Here is a 13323-nt window from a genome sequence, read left to right as displayed (position 1 = left end):
GAGCCGGTGAGCGTGCAGCCGGCGTCCGTCGCGACGACGCTGCCGGACGAGCGAGCGCGGACGGCGATCCGGGTCGCGATGTCGCAGATCGGCCTGCCCTACGTCTGGGGCGGCGACGGTCCGGAGGCGGGCGACGCCGGCTTCGACTGCTCCGGGCTGGCCCACTTCGCCTACGGCGAGGCGGGCATCGCTCTCCCCCGGACCGCCCACACCCAGTTCCGCGCCGGCCCCCGTGTCCCCGACGGCGCGCCACTCCAGCCGGGTGACCTGGTCTTCTACGGGACCTACCGGAAGGTCCACCACGTCGGCATGTACATCGGCGACGGCCGCATGGTGAACGCGCCGACGTTCGGCGAACCCGTGCAGACGGCCTGGTACCGGTGGAACGGCGACGACTACGTCGGAGCCACCCGCCCGGCGTCGTCGGAACGCGGCACGGCGCCCCTGACCGACGTCCCGGAGGTGCCGGACCCGGCGGAGCCGCCGTCCCGCGACGAGTTCGTCGCCCCGCCCGCACCGCGGCCGTCGGCCGTCCCGGAACCACGCGAGCCGCAGCCCCGCGAGCCCGACTCGGCCGACGAGAGCCGCGCCGGCTCGGACGCGGACATCGCCGCCGGCCGGGTGCCTGCTCCGCCGCCCGCGGTGTCCTCGCGCACGACCACCGCCGTTCCCGGTGCGACGACGCCGCCCGCCCGGGTACCTCCTCCGACCTCGCCGTGGGCGGCGGCCGCACCCGAACCGCCCAGACCGGTCGTCGCGGCGGCCCCGACGGCGACGCCACAGGCCGTGCCGGCTCCACCGGCCGCGACCGCGCAGTCGGCCGTCGCGCCGGGGAGTCCTCCGGCCTCGGTGACCCCGCAGAGCGCCGTCCCGTCGACGCTGCCGGATCAGCCCGTCGCACCCACTGTCACTCCGGCCGCACCAGCCGTACCGACATCGACAGGGCAACCGGCCGCGACCTCGTCGAACCCGCCGGCACCGGCTGCTGCGACACCACCGGCAGTCCGGCCACCCACGACCGGCGCAACTCCGGCCACGAGCGAGCCCGCCGGGGCCACCGCGGGGACGGCGACCCCACCGGCGCCGACAACGAGACGGCCCGCCGCAGCGCCTGCGACGAGCGCCTCGCGGACCCCGGCGAGCCCCGCTCCGGTGACGCCGTCCGCACGCCCGACCCCGGCGGTGTCGTCGGCGCACCCCGCGACGGCAGCTCCGACGTCGTCGGCATCGGCACCCGCTCCCGTGAAGGAGCCCGCACCGACGACATCGTCACCGGCGCCGTCGCACTCGACCCCCGCCCCGACGACTCCCGCGTCGCCGACACCGACCGCGCCCACGACCGGCTCGACGCCACCGAGCACGACACGTCTCCCGGCGGCCACGTCCGATGTGGACGCTGCGCTCGTGGTGGGCGGCGCACGGATACCGACGGCACGCGTCGGGACGGGCACGGACGGCCTACCGACCGGCGCCGGCGTCGTACACGGCGAACACGGTTGGATCGTGCAGCTCCGCGCCCCGCTCGCGATCGCGCCCGGTACGCGCGTCGAGTTGCACCTGCCGGACGGCCGCACGGTCGTGGGAGCCGTCGCGTCGCGGTCGGCGCCGGGTTCCCGAGCGGGTGCGTCCACCTCGGACGCCCCGCTCACACTCCTCGTTCCCGCCGTCGGCGGGCGCTGGATCGTCGTCGCCGTCCGCTGACTCGGCCACCGGATCGGCCGGCACGTCGCGGTCACCGTGCACGCCGGAACGTGACGCCGAATCCATGTACCGAACTCGGCGCAACGACGTGACAACGGGATCCGATCCGCCGCCCCGGCCGTGCCCACCTGTCCGACCGGCGTGCCGCACCCCGTCCCGGCGTGCCGCACCCGCTGCGACCGGTGCGGCACGCCGGAGCGGGGTGCGACACGCCGGGGCGGGGGTGCGGGGCGGCCCGGGGACGGCGGCGGCGGTCGGGGCGGCGGCGGGTCCGGGACGGCGGCGGCGGTCGGGGCGGCGGCGGCGGTCGGGGCGGCGGCGGGTCCGGGACGGCTCAGGCACCCTCGGACGTGACCGGGGCGTGCCTCGTGACCTGCAGGATCGTCCACGCGACGAGGGGTGGGTCGTCCACCATCGGTACGTGCCCCACACCCGGGAGCACGACGAGCTCGGCCTGGGGGACGGCGTCCATCATCGGACGGCCGTAGCGGCGGAACGGGATCATCCGGTCCGACCCGCCCCAGGCGATACGGACGGGGCAGTGCGGGGCGTCGAGAGCGCGGATCGGGCCGTCACCGTGCGCCCTCGCCAGCATCGGTTCCAGGATCGTGCACCCGGCGAGGTCGGAGAACAGCACGTCGACGTCGTCCGGGGAGTACCGCTCGGCGTGCTCGGCGACGGCGAGCATCAGCATCCGGCGGATCCAGCCCACCGTGGCAAGGCGCCGGACCGCAGGCCACCCCGTCACGCAGGCGCCGAGGCGGAACAGCACCTGCAGGCGGTACATGTCGCGCGGCACGGCCCACGCACCGGCGGGCGACAGCGCGACCACCGAGCGCGCACGGCCTCGCCGGGCCAGCTCCAGGGCGATCCAGCCACCCAGCGAGTTGCCCGCGACGTGCGGGGCGTCCAGGCCGAGCTCGTCGAGCTGGTCGCACACCTCGTCGACGAGCGCCTCGATCGACGGGGCCCGGCCGGGGTCCCACGGGCGTCCCTCGACGTGGCCGGGCAGCGTCAGCGCGACGACCTCGTGATGCCGTTCGAGCTCGGGCAGCACCGGTCGCCACGCCCGCCACGACGACGTCATGCCGTGCAACAGCACGAGCGGCGAGCCGGAGCCACCGCGGTGGAGACCGCTCATCTCGGCAGCTCCGGCGACGCGGAACCCGGGTTCAGCGCCAGAACCTCCTCGAAACCGCGGACCAGGCAGTCGGCGAACAGGTCCCGGTCGCTGATCGCGGCCGCGTCCAGGTTGGCGCCGATGCAGACCGTCTTCCCGTGCGTGATCCCCGAGATCATCGCCGCGCAGCCGGGCAGCGGCGCGTACGGGTAGACCCGCTCGATCCGTCCGCCGCAGAGGAACACGTCGTGCTGCAGGCCGGGGATGTTGCTGGCCTGGACGTCGCTGCCACTGGTCGAGCCGCCCGCGATCGTCGTCAGGACCGGCCCGGGCAGGCGGGCCAGCAGCGGCGCGACGGCGTCTGCGCTCTCCAGCGCGGGCTCGGCGCGGGCCCCGCGCATCAGCTCGCCGACGGCACCGATCCGTTCCGCCGGATCCGTGATCCCGAACGGAGCGGCCAGCCGGGCGGGCGCGAAGTGGTTACCGCCCGCCGCGTCGGACTCCTTGCGGATCGACACCGGTACGGACAGGCGCAGCGTCGCGTCCGGGGCGACCGGGTACCCGGACGCGACGTGGTAGAGCCGCAGGGCACCGAGCAGGCCGGCGAGGAAGACGTCGTTGAACGACCCGCCCGCGGCCTTCCCGGCGGCGCGCAGGTCGGCGAAGTCGACGTCGACGGCCGCGAAGCGCCAGGACATCCCGCGCGGGCGCAGCAGCTCGGACCCACCACCCGACGGCGGCGACAGCACCCGCACGGCCGAGTCGAGGTAGCGGATCGTCTCGGTCACCGCGCTGACCGGACGGGACAGCGCTCCGACGACGTCGCGCGTCATCCGCGCCGCGGCCGGCAGCACGCCGGCCTCGCGACGGAGCAGTCGGTCGACCTCGGCGAGCCGGTCGACCTCCTCCGGGTCGCGGGCGGGCGGCTGCGGCTTCTCGTCGTCGTGCTCGCGACGTCGCGAGTGCAGCTGGGACAGCAGCTGGACGATGCCCAGCCCGTCGGTGATCACGTGATGGATCTTCAGCAGGTAGGCCGCACGCCCGCCGGACAGGCCCTCGACGAGCATCGCCTCCCACGGCGGACGCTCCCGGTCGAACGGCGTCATCATGAACCGCTCGGCCACATCGGACAGTTGCGACCAGCTCGCGTCACCCGCGAGGCGCACGCGTCGCAGGTGGTAGTGCAGGTCGAACTCGCGGTCCTGGATCCAGTACGGCGTGCCGAAGCCGCCGAGCGCGTCGCGCACGCGTTCCCGGAACCGCGGCACCATCCGCGACGCCCAGTCGTGGGCCGCGACCAGCCGGTCCCACTCCGGGGTCCGGTCCAGGATCTCCAGCGCCATGACGGGCGAGCGCATCTTCGGGTCGGACTCGGCGCGCCACATCATCGCCTCGAACGGCGACATCTCACGGGCCGTACCCCACGGCAGCGGGGCGTCGCTCATGGACGCTGCCCCAGCGTCTCGACGAACCGCGACCGCACGTCGTCCACATGGGACTGGACCGTCTCCGCCGACCAGGCGTGCGTGTCGATCGGGGGCAGCACGGTCACGTGCACGGTCCCGCCGCGCACGGTCTGCGCGCCCCGCCACATGATCTCGCCGGCGTTGTGGATCACGACCGGCACCATCGGCACCTCGGCCTGCATCGCGATGTGGAACGCACCCTTCTTGAACGTCCCGAGCCGCGGCGTCGCCGAGCGGGTGCCCTCCGGCGCGATCACCAGGGAGATCCCCTCGTCGCGCAACGTGTCCACGGCGGGCTGCAGCGCCTCGCGCGCCTGCCGGGTGTTGCCCCGGTCCACGAACGCGACGTCGGCGATCCGGAACAGCTGGCCCCACAACGGGATCGAGGCCGCCTCCCTCTTCGCGACCCCGGTGAAACCGCCACGCAGCAGCTTCATCAGCACCGGGACGTCGAACTTGGACTGGTGGTTGAACACGAACACGCACGGCCGCGACGAGACGAGGTGCTCCGCGCCGGTGACCTCGACGTCGATACCGGCGAGGCCGAACCCCACGTCCGCACCGACGCTGCACGCCAGGTCCAGGAAGGGGCGCTTGGACCCGCGCAGCAGGCCCGCCCCGAGGCCGGCGGACAGCCCGCCGAGCAGCCCGCCGTAGAACACGGCGGTGCGCGCCACGTCGGTCCCGGACGGGAACAGCCCGCCGCGCGGGGCACAGTCCAGGATCGGCCAGTCCATCTCGGTCGCCAGCCGTCGCAGCTCGTCGGTCGGCGACACCGCCACCGGGTTCCCGACGGCGGACAGGAAGTCCGCGTCCTCGGTCCCGTTCGCGTAGGCGAAGCAGTCACCGAGATCGACGCCCCGGTCCGCCGCGTCCTTGCGCACGGCGGCCGCCTTGCCGGGACCCCACAGCGTCATGCCGTCCGCGCGACCGGTGAGCACGCCGTCCGAGACCTCGAGCTCGGTGCACAGCAGGCCGTCGGCGCCGAGCTCGTCGGCCATCGGCTGCACCTGGAACCGGGTCGCCGAGGACGCCATCACCACCAGGTGGCCCCGTTCCTGGTGCGCCGCGACGAGCTCCCACACCTCGGCGTGCAGCTGACCGGCGATCTCGTCGCGGAACAGCGTGCGGCCCAGCTCGTGGAGCTCGTCGGTGGTGCGTCCCTTCCACGTCTCGAGCGTGAGCGCGAGGAACTCGCGGAAGTCGTCGTCGGTGCGGATCCCGCGCATGCCGGCCGCGATCGTCCGGACCAGCTCGACCGGCCCGACGTCGAACTCGCGCAGGCGCTTGCGGTAGAACGCGCCCGCCGAGTAGCCGTCGATGACGGTGCCGTCGTAGTCGAAGTAGGCCACGGTCCCCGGGCCCTGCGGGACGGCGCGGATCGCCCGCAGCCGGTCAGCCTGCGACACCGGAGCTCCCCTCGTCGGTTCTGCGCAGAGATTACGTGCGGGTGGCGATCACCGCGCCGTCAGCTGGCGACGCCCGAGCTGCCCTCGGCCGTCTCGCCCGCCCCGTCCGGCGAGTCGCCCGCCCCGCCGAGGACGACCTCGAGCCGGGCCCGCTCCAGGCGCGCGAGCCGTCCCATGTCGTCGATCAGCGAGGTCAGCTCCTCCTGCCAGGCCCGCCGACCCGCCACGAGAACGTCCGCGTCGCCGTCCGGCGCGACCAGGTTCCGGTTCTCGGCCAGCCGCAGCGCCGTCGCGTACAGCTCCCGGGACACCGAGTCCGCTCGATCCAGCCTGTGCTGCAACAACATCTGTCGCCCCACACCCAGGCACGTCTCCAGGAACGCCTTCTCGTCGGTCATCGGAGCCTCGCCCATCTCCGCGAGCTGCTCGGCCACGACGAGCTGCGCGTCCAGGAACGACCGCAGCGTCCCGGGCGCGACGAGCAGCGGCACCCGTCGCAGGATCGCGCGCGCGTCCGCCGGGCGGGCCGGGCTCGTCTCGCCCCGTCCCGCCTGCGTCGCGAGCTCCGCCGGCTGCCGTCCCCCGAGGCGCCAGTCCGCGTCCATCAGCTCGAACTCGCCGAACACCTCCTCCCGCAGCGCCTTGCGGTCGGAGAAGAAGAACTCGAACTTGAGCAGGTCGCGCAGCCGGTTCAGCTCGTCCCACGCCCGCTCGGCCAGCTCCTCGCCGGGCGTGCCGTCCGGCATGTCCCCGACGCGCAGCAGCGCGACCTCGGTCAGCGCGCGGTTGAGCAGGTGGTGCAGGGCGCCGTTGCGGTAGAACGCCGCCACGTGGTGGCGCCCGCGGGCGATCGAGAAGACCGGCTCCGTGCCACCGGAGTAGATCTCGACGACGCGCGCCTCGGCCAGCTGGTCGAGCGTCATCCGCAGACCGTGCCGGGTGCGCAGCTCGGCGACCGGCACCGGGACACCGCGCGCGTCCAGGTAGTCGGCCAGCGGTGCGACGACGTCGCGCACCTGCTGCAGCGTCAGCGCCCGGTCGCGGGCGGTCAGCAACGCGAACGTCGCCAGCGACGTCGCGGTCGCGGCGCTGACCTTGTTGATCCCGACGCAGACCCGGAACGCGATCTTCTCCAGCTGCGCCGACCCGTCGCCGGACTCCTCGAGCGCCTGCCGGAACGAGATCGGCTCGGCGAACCGGACGCGCGCGGTTCCGATGTGCCGGCGCTGGTCGCGGAAGTAGCCGGCCAGCCAGCCCAGTCCCTCGGACTTCTTCGCAGCCCCGCGCTGCTCGGCGGCCATGGCGCCGACCTCGTGCAGCTGGTCGTAGACGATCGACACCGGCACCAGCACGGCGTCCAGCCCCGGCCGGTCCTGCAGCGCCGCGGCCAGGTAGCGCAGCAGCCCGTAGCGCGGGCGGCGGAGCTTCCCGGTGCGGCTGCGGCCGCCCTCGATGTACCACTCGAGGTTGAACCGCTTGGACAGCAGGTGGCCCAGGTACTCCTGCATGGCCGCCTTGTAGACGGTGTCCCCGCCGAACGAGCGTCGGATGAACACGATCCCGGCGCGGCGGCCCAGCGCGCCCATCGGCCAGAACGACAGGTTGTTGCCGCCGAGCACGTGGTTGCGCGGGAAGTTCCGCTCGTGCAGCACCTCGGCGAACAGCAACGGGTCCGAATAGGACCGGTGCGACGGCAGGAACACGAGCGCGTGCTCCTTGTTCAGCTCGCGGAGGCGCTCCAGCCCGGACTCGTCGACGTGCACGTCCCACGCCTTGGCGTGCAACGGACCCATCATCGCCCGGAACACGTCGATGGCGGGCGGGCTCTGGACGGCGGCCATCTCGTGGAAGCTGCGGCGCAGCCGGCGCTCGACCTCGTCGCGCGGCGTGCCGGTCTCGCCGACCAGGCGCCCGACGAGCTCGGAGAACCGCGACGACGACGTGATCTGCTCGACCATCCGCCGCGGCACCTTGTACCGGTCGCCGAGGACGCGCCGCTCCGCGCGATCGCAGGCGAGCACGGCCTGGCGCACGACGAACCGGGCGAACGCGGACGACCCGCTGCGGTCCTGCACCTGTGCCGCGAACCGCGACATGAGGTCGGCGACGGTCGCCGGCTCCCCGGCCACGACCTGCGCGGCCTCCGGACGGTGCCGCGCCAGCTGCGGGTGCAGCCGCCACCACGCGTTCCGCATGACCGCCCCGGTCGCCAGACCCGCCATGCTGCGGACCGGCCCCGCGTCGTCGTCCTCCGGCGGGACCCACGTGACCCGCACCGGCACGACGAGCGTCGCGTCGCCGTCGAGCGAGCGCTCCAGCGCGGACGGCGGCTCCGAACGCGAGCCGAGCTGGATCATCTCCGCCGACGGGAAGTGCTCGGACACCCAGGTCCGCAGCAGCATCCGTTCGGTCCCGGAGCGCGCCGAGGACAGGACCACCGTCCGTGTCCCGTCCGCCGTTCCCGCTGCCAAAGAGAGCCCCCGATCCGGGTACGCGGCTGTCGTCCGTCGGAGAACATAAGCCGCGCCGGGACGGGGAACAACCGCGACGGGTCAGGCGGCGCGGGTGAGGTCCGCGCTGAGCAACTCGACCGTGCCCATCGAGTCCCGGACGTCGTCGTCGAGCGTGCGGCCGTACCGCCGGGCCAGGTCCCGCACGGCACCCGAGCGGACGTCCCAGCCGTGCGTGGACAGCCACGCGTCCGGTCCCTCGCCGCGCGGCTCGTCGAAGAACAGGCCCGCGACGTCCGTGCCGACCAGGCGCTCGGACAGGGACCGGAAGTTGGGGTTGGCGAGGATGTCGTCCACGCTGTCCGCGAAGTGCTCGACGGCGATCCGGCTGCCCGGCGCGGACAGCTCCTGCACGCGCTCGAACAGCAGGCGCTCGGCGTCCGCGGGCAGGTACGGCAGAAGGCCCTCGGCCAGCCAGACGGTCGGGCGCGACGGGTCGAACCCGGCCGCTGTCAGGGCCGCCGGCCAGTCGTGGCGCAGGTCGACGGGCACGGCGACGCGGGTCGCCTCGGACGTGGCGCCCGCGTCGGCGAGGACCCGGTCCTTGAACTCCAGCACGGCGGGCTGGTCCACCTCGTAGACGGTGACGCCGGACGGCCATCCGAGACGGCACCCGCGGGTGTCCAGTCCGGCCGCCAGCAGCACGACCTGTGACGTGCCGGCCTCGACGGCGGAGCCGAGCGCGTCGTCGAAGAACCGGGACCGGATGCCGAGGTAGCCGGCCTGGGCGCGCAGGACGTCGTCGCCGGCCGGGTCGTCCGGGAGCGGCAGGGCGTCACCGGCCGCGTCCACGAACGCCTTGGCGTACGGGTCGTCCACCAGCCCGTCGGCGCGCGTGGTCTCGATCGCGCGCCCGACGGCCACCGCCAGCGCGGTCGCGCCGACGCTCGTCGTGATGTCCCACTGGTCGTCATCGGTCCTCATGATCATGGACTACCCGACCACTTAGCGAGGCTAACGACGACGTGAGCGGGGTCACCGCCGCGACGAGTCCTGCTCGTCGAGCCTGCGGCGGCGCTCCAGCTCCCGCTGGCTGTAGGCGGCCTGGCGGACGGCCTTCTCGTCGGCGAACCCGGAGCCGAGCGCCCCGGCGACCGTGCCCATCGAGCAGGAGAGCCAGGCGATCATGAGGTAGTCGTCGACGCCCCACTCCCGGCCGAGGTTGCTCGCCAGGTAGTGGCCCGGGATCACGATCACGGATCCGACCAGCGCGATCACGAACACGAGCACGAACATGCACAGCACGCCGACGGCCACGGTCAGCACCGTCGAGGCGTTGGACAGCGTCGCCTCCTCGCGCAGCGACCGGTCCGTGCGACGCTCCCAGAGCCGGTTGTTCAGGATCAGCCACACGACCATCGCGACGAGCGCCATCACGCAGACGACGACCTGACGCCAGATACCGAGCGCCGTGGCCAGCGACCAGATGTTGGAGTAGAAGATCCCGAACGCGGCGCCCGCAGCGGCCGCCGCGAGCGCGGGCGCCAGGCTCGGCACGAGCCGCCACGGCCGGTTCGCGCGGACCAGCCCGAGGAGCAGGCGCATCCGCCCGCGGGCGCCGGTCATCGCGAGCCGGACGTCGATCGCCTCCTCGGCGCCGCCGGATCCCGCGTCGTCGGTGTCCTCGGGGTCCGCGTCCCCGCCGGTCCGTTCACCACTCGCGTCCAGCCGGGTCAGAGCGGCCGCCGCACCGGAGCGGGTGTCGCCGCCACCGGGCACGAGATGGTCCGCGACGAGTCGCAGCACCGTGTCCCTCGCCCTGCGGTACTGGGCGACCGCACCGAGCGCGGGCAGCGACAGCAGGCCGACCCGGTGCCCCGTCGCGCCGTCCGCGGCAACCGGTTCGGTGCCCGCGCGTCGCGGCAGATCGGAGATCAGTACGACGGCATCCCATCCGCGGTCGTCGAGTGCCCGGCTCCCGATCTCGACGACGGGCAGCGCGCCGTTCTCATCGAGCTCCAGCTCGGTCTCGACGGGCTCGACGCCCCACGACCCGCCCACCTGCCTCCCGAGCAGGTCGGGAAGATCCCGGCCGAGCCGGCGGGCGAGCTCGGCGGCCGCGCCCGGGTCGGCGAGCAGGCCGACGGTGCGACGGGCGGTCGGGGCCCGTTCGGGAGCGTGCTGGTCGGAAGCGCTTGCGGTCACCACGCGGACGGTACGTCCGGCCGGTGCGTCCGGCCCGGCGAAATGTCCGGCCAGCGCCGCGTAACGGGCCGTGTGCGCAGAGCGAGCACCCGGAATGGACCTCCGCCGCGTCACCGGCTACGTCGCGCTCGCGCTGCTCGCCGGGTACTGGGTGTGGATCCTGTCCCGCACCTCTCCCGAGCTGCGCCGGGGCACCCGGGACCGGGGCCTGCGGATGAGGATCCTGCTGGTCAAGACGGCCGCGGTGGTGCTCACCGCACTGGTCGTCCTGACGATCCACTTCTGGGCGACGGCCGTGTGGCAGGTGCTCGTGACGGTGCCGGTCGCGATCGGGGCCGGGTACCTGCTGCGGCGGGTCTACCGTCGGCTCGTCGCGGTCCCCCGGCACCGGCTGCCGCTCGCCCAGCGGGTCCGCCGCGCGGGCCAGCTGCACGTGATCGCCCCGCCGCACTCCCGGACGCCGTCGCACCGCGTGGTCGCGGCGACCGTCGTCCCCGCTCCGCGGCAGACGGCCGAGACCATCGCGCCGGTCACCCCGGCGCCCGGCCCGCTCCCGGCGACCGACGTGGTCCCGCTCTCGTCGCAGGTGACCGGGCCGACCCCCACCTGACCCGCGCTCAGCCGGTGATCGCCGCCCGGGCCGGGGCGTCGTCGTGCCCCTGGATCTCCGACGCGAGGTCGGCGAGCCGGGCGCGGTCGGTGTCGTCCCGGACCGCGATCGAGAACTCGACGTCGGTGACGACGTCGCCGAAGCGCTCCAGCAGCTTCGCACCGATCTCGTCGTGGGTGCCGATCACGGCGAACCGGTCCAGCACGTCGTCGGAGACCAGTGCGGGCAGCTCCTCCCAGCGCCGCGCGCGGGACAGCAGCGTCGCCTCCCCCGCCATGTCCTCGAGACCCAGGTGCTCGAACGCGGCCAGGTAGCCGCGGGTGGACGCGTAGAACGCGATCCGGGCGCGGGCGTCGCGCACCGTGCGCTCCAGCTCCTCGTCGGTGCGCGCCGACGCGACCAGCGGCTTCATGCAGACCCGGAACCCGTCCAGCGACCGGCCGGACCGCGTGGCACCGCGCCGGGCGGCGGGCAGCATGACCTCGCGGATGTAGGACGGCGTGCACACCGGGTGCGGGCGGATGCCGTCGGCGACCTCGCCCGCGACCGAGCACATGTACGGGTTCACGGCGGCCAGGTGCACCGGGACGTCCGGGTGCTCGATCGGGCCCGCGTCGAACAGCGGCACCATCAGTGACAGGTCGTAGTGCTCGCCGTGGAACTCCAGCGGCGTGCCGTTCTGCCAGGTGTCCCACACGGCGCGCACGGCCTGCACGTACTCGCGCATCCACGGCCCCGGCGCCGACCACGCCATCCCGTAGCGGCGCTCCACGTGCGCCTTGACCTGCGACCCGAGCCCGAGCGTGAACCGGCCACGGGCGAGTTTCTGCAGCGTCCAGGCGTGCAGCGCGGTGATCGTCGGGCTGCGCGGGAACGCCATCGCGACGGCCGTGCCGAGCCGCAGATCCGTCGTGGCCTGCGCGGCCAGCGCCAGCAGGACGTACGGGTCGTCCTTCGTTTCCTCGACGACCATCCCGCCGTAGCCGACGGTCTCCAGCAACTCCGCGTTCGCGGCCACCGCGTGGATGTCCAACGGCCGGTCGGGGGCCCGCAGGCCCGGGTCCACCTTGCCCAGCGGCAGCAACGTCTCCAGGCGCATGCGTCAGAACCTACGTCCTGACAGGATCGCCGCCATGGCAGACGAGAGGCTTGAGGCCCGCCGCACCATCGCGGCGCCGCCGGAGGCCGTGTTCGCGATCCTCCGCGACCCGCAGGGGCACGTGACGATCGACAGCTCCGGGATGCTGATGTCCGCCACCGGGTCCCCGGTGAGCGCCGTCGGCGACGAGTTCGTGGTGCACATGGACCGGGAGGCGCTCGGCGACCGCCCGATCGGCGAGTACCAGGTGACCGTCCACATCACGCGCTACGAGCAGGACCGCGAGATCGCCTGGACGATCGAGGGCGGCCTGCTGGACCCGCCGCTCGGCCACGTCTACGGCTACCGCCTGGAGCCGACCGGCGACGGCGGGACCGACATCGTGTCCTACTACGACTGGTCCGAGATCAACGAGCGCTACCGCGGCCGGATCGAGTTCCCGGTGATCAACCCGGAGTCGTTGCGCGCCACGCTCGGCATCCTCACGCGCACCGTCGCGAACCCGTCGTCGACGTCCTGACGCGCCGCCGTTCGGTGGTCCGGCGCCGGACCGGCTAACCGCCGTCCAGCGCGTCGCCGACGACGCCGCGGGTGGCCGCGCGGACCGCCGCCGACAGGTGCGCGAGCATGTCGTCGACGAGCCGCGGGCCGGGGCGCGCGGCGACCGACGCCGCGATGTCCTCGGTCGCGATCCGCAACGCCGCGTTCAGCGCCGCCGCCTGCACGCGGGTCTCGACGTCGTCCGCGGACCGGCCGAGCCGTCCGGCGATGATTTCCGCCAGCACCGGCTCCGCCCGCTCGTTCACGACCAGCCAGATCGCCCGCAGTGCGGGCTCCTCGCGGGACAGGCGCACGACGGCCAGTACCAGCTCACCGTCCGTCGGCTGTCCGTCCTCGGAGAGGCGGTAGTCGGCGACCAGGTGCTCGTCGAGCGACCGGTCCTCCGGCCACCGTGCCAGGCAGGCCAGGAACGCGTCCGTGGACAGGCTCAGCACCGGCTCGACGCAGCTCTCCTTCGTCCGGAAGTAGCGCCACAGCGTCCGCGCGGACAGTCCACAGGCCTCGGCGATCTGCTCGCCGCTGGTCCGGGTCACGCCCTGCTCGCCGAACAGCCGGATCGCCTCGCGGGAGATCTCCAGCCGCTGCAGCGCGCGGCGCCGGTCGGACATCGGCCTGCGGCCACGGCGCGGCGCCGGACGGTCGTCCGCGGCGCCGGCCCCCTGCCCTGCCACGTGTGCCTCCCCTCGCCGTCCCTGGCGACGC

At 74.1% G+C, this 13323-nt stretch carries 10 protein-coding genes and 1 pseudogene; 3 read left to right on the top strand and 8 right to left on the bottom strand.

The window, feature by feature from the left end; genetic code table 11:
- Positions 1-42 precede the first annotated feature (42 nt).
- A pseudogene (locus EV378_RS36520) lies at positions 43-420 on the top strand (C40 family peptidase); the annotation flags it as partial.
- A gap of 1615 nt (positions 421-2035) precedes the next feature.
- Here EV378_RS36520 and EV378_RS27330 read toward each other — a convergent pair.
- The 6 genes from EV378_RS27330 to EV378_RS27305 form a co-directional block, all read right to left on the bottom strand.
- Positions 2036-2842 carry an alpha/beta fold hydrolase gene (locus tag EV378_RS27330; RefSeq protein ID WP_132430264.1) on the bottom strand — a complete coding sequence of 269 codons (807 nt, stop codon included), beginning with the start codon at positions 2840-2842 and terminating at the stop codon, positions 2036-2038.
- Entirely contained in the window at positions 2839-4266 is a 1428-nt protein-coding gene (locus tag EV378_RS27325) for a wax ester/triacylglycerol synthase domain-containing protein (protein ID WP_132430263.1), read from the bottom strand. The genes EV378_RS27330 and EV378_RS27325 overlap by 4 nt, the downstream gene beginning before the upstream one ends.
- Complete coding sequence (locus EV378_RS27320) at positions 4263-5696, bottom strand: HAD-IB family hydrolase (RefSeq protein WP_132430262.1); 1434 nt, start codon at positions 5694-5696, stop codon at positions 4263-4265. The genes EV378_RS27325 and EV378_RS27320 overlap by 4 nt, the downstream gene beginning before the upstream one ends.
- Positions 5697-5755: 59 nt before the next feature.
- The gene (locus EV378_RS27315; RefSeq protein ID WP_132430261.1) at positions 5756-8167 is read right to left on the bottom strand and encodes a glycerol-3-phosphate 1-O-acyltransferase; all 2412 of its coding nucleotides are present in this window, start codon (positions 8165-8167) and stop codon (positions 5756-5758) included.
- Between the two features lie 81 nt (positions 8168-8248).
- Complete coding sequence (locus EV378_RS27310; protein ID WP_132430260.1) at positions 8249-9130, bottom strand: class I SAM-dependent methyltransferase; 882 nt, start codon at positions 9128-9130, stop codon at positions 8249-8251.
- 51 nt (positions 9131-9181) lie between these two features.
- On the bottom strand, positions 9182-10351 hold the full coding sequence (locus tag EV378_RS27305) for a hypothetical protein (protein ID WP_132430259.1): 1170 nt from the start codon (positions 10349-10351) through the stop codon (positions 9182-9184).
- 94 nt (positions 10352-10445) lie between these two features.
- Between EV378_RS27305 and EV378_RS27300 the strand changes: the two genes are divergently transcribed.
- Positions 10446-10961 (top strand): hypothetical protein, encoded by a 516-nt coding sequence (locus EV378_RS27300; protein ID WP_132430258.1) that lies wholly within the window; start codon positions 10446-10448, stop codon positions 10959-10961.
- Positions 10962-10968: 7 nt separating this feature from the next.
- On the opposite strand, the gene EV378_RS27295 is transcribed toward EV378_RS27300, so the two are convergent.
- Positions 10969-12060, bottom strand: coding sequence for a TIGR03617 family F420-dependent LLM class oxidoreductase (locus tag EV378_RS27295; protein ID WP_132430257.1), 1092 nt, complete (start codon positions 12058-12060; stop codon positions 10969-10971).
- A gap of 34 nt (positions 12061-12094) precedes the next feature.
- Between EV378_RS27295 and EV378_RS27290 the strand changes: the two genes are divergently transcribed.
- Positions 12095-12580, top strand: coding sequence for an SRPBCC family protein (locus EV378_RS27290; RefSeq protein ID WP_132430256.1), 486 nt, complete (start codon positions 12095-12097; stop codon positions 12578-12580).
- A 34-nt stretch (positions 12581-12614) separates the two neighbouring features.
- Here EV378_RS27290 and EV378_RS27285 read toward each other — a convergent pair whose 3' ends face one another.
- Complete coding sequence (locus EV378_RS27285; RefSeq protein ID WP_243653786.1) at positions 12615-13292, bottom strand: TetR/AcrR family transcriptional regulator; 678 nt, start codon at positions 13290-13292, stop codon at positions 12615-12617.
- Positions 13293-13323: the final 31 nt, after the last annotated feature.

It is taken from the genome of Pseudonocardia endophytica, assembly GCF_004339565.1.
GTDB lineage: Bacteria > Actinomycetota > Actinomycetes > Mycobacteriales > Pseudonocardiaceae > Pseudonocardia > Pseudonocardia endophytica.
The sequence above is the reverse complement of the archived record's forward strand: the minus strand, read 5'-3'. Positions and strand labels throughout refer to the sequence as shown.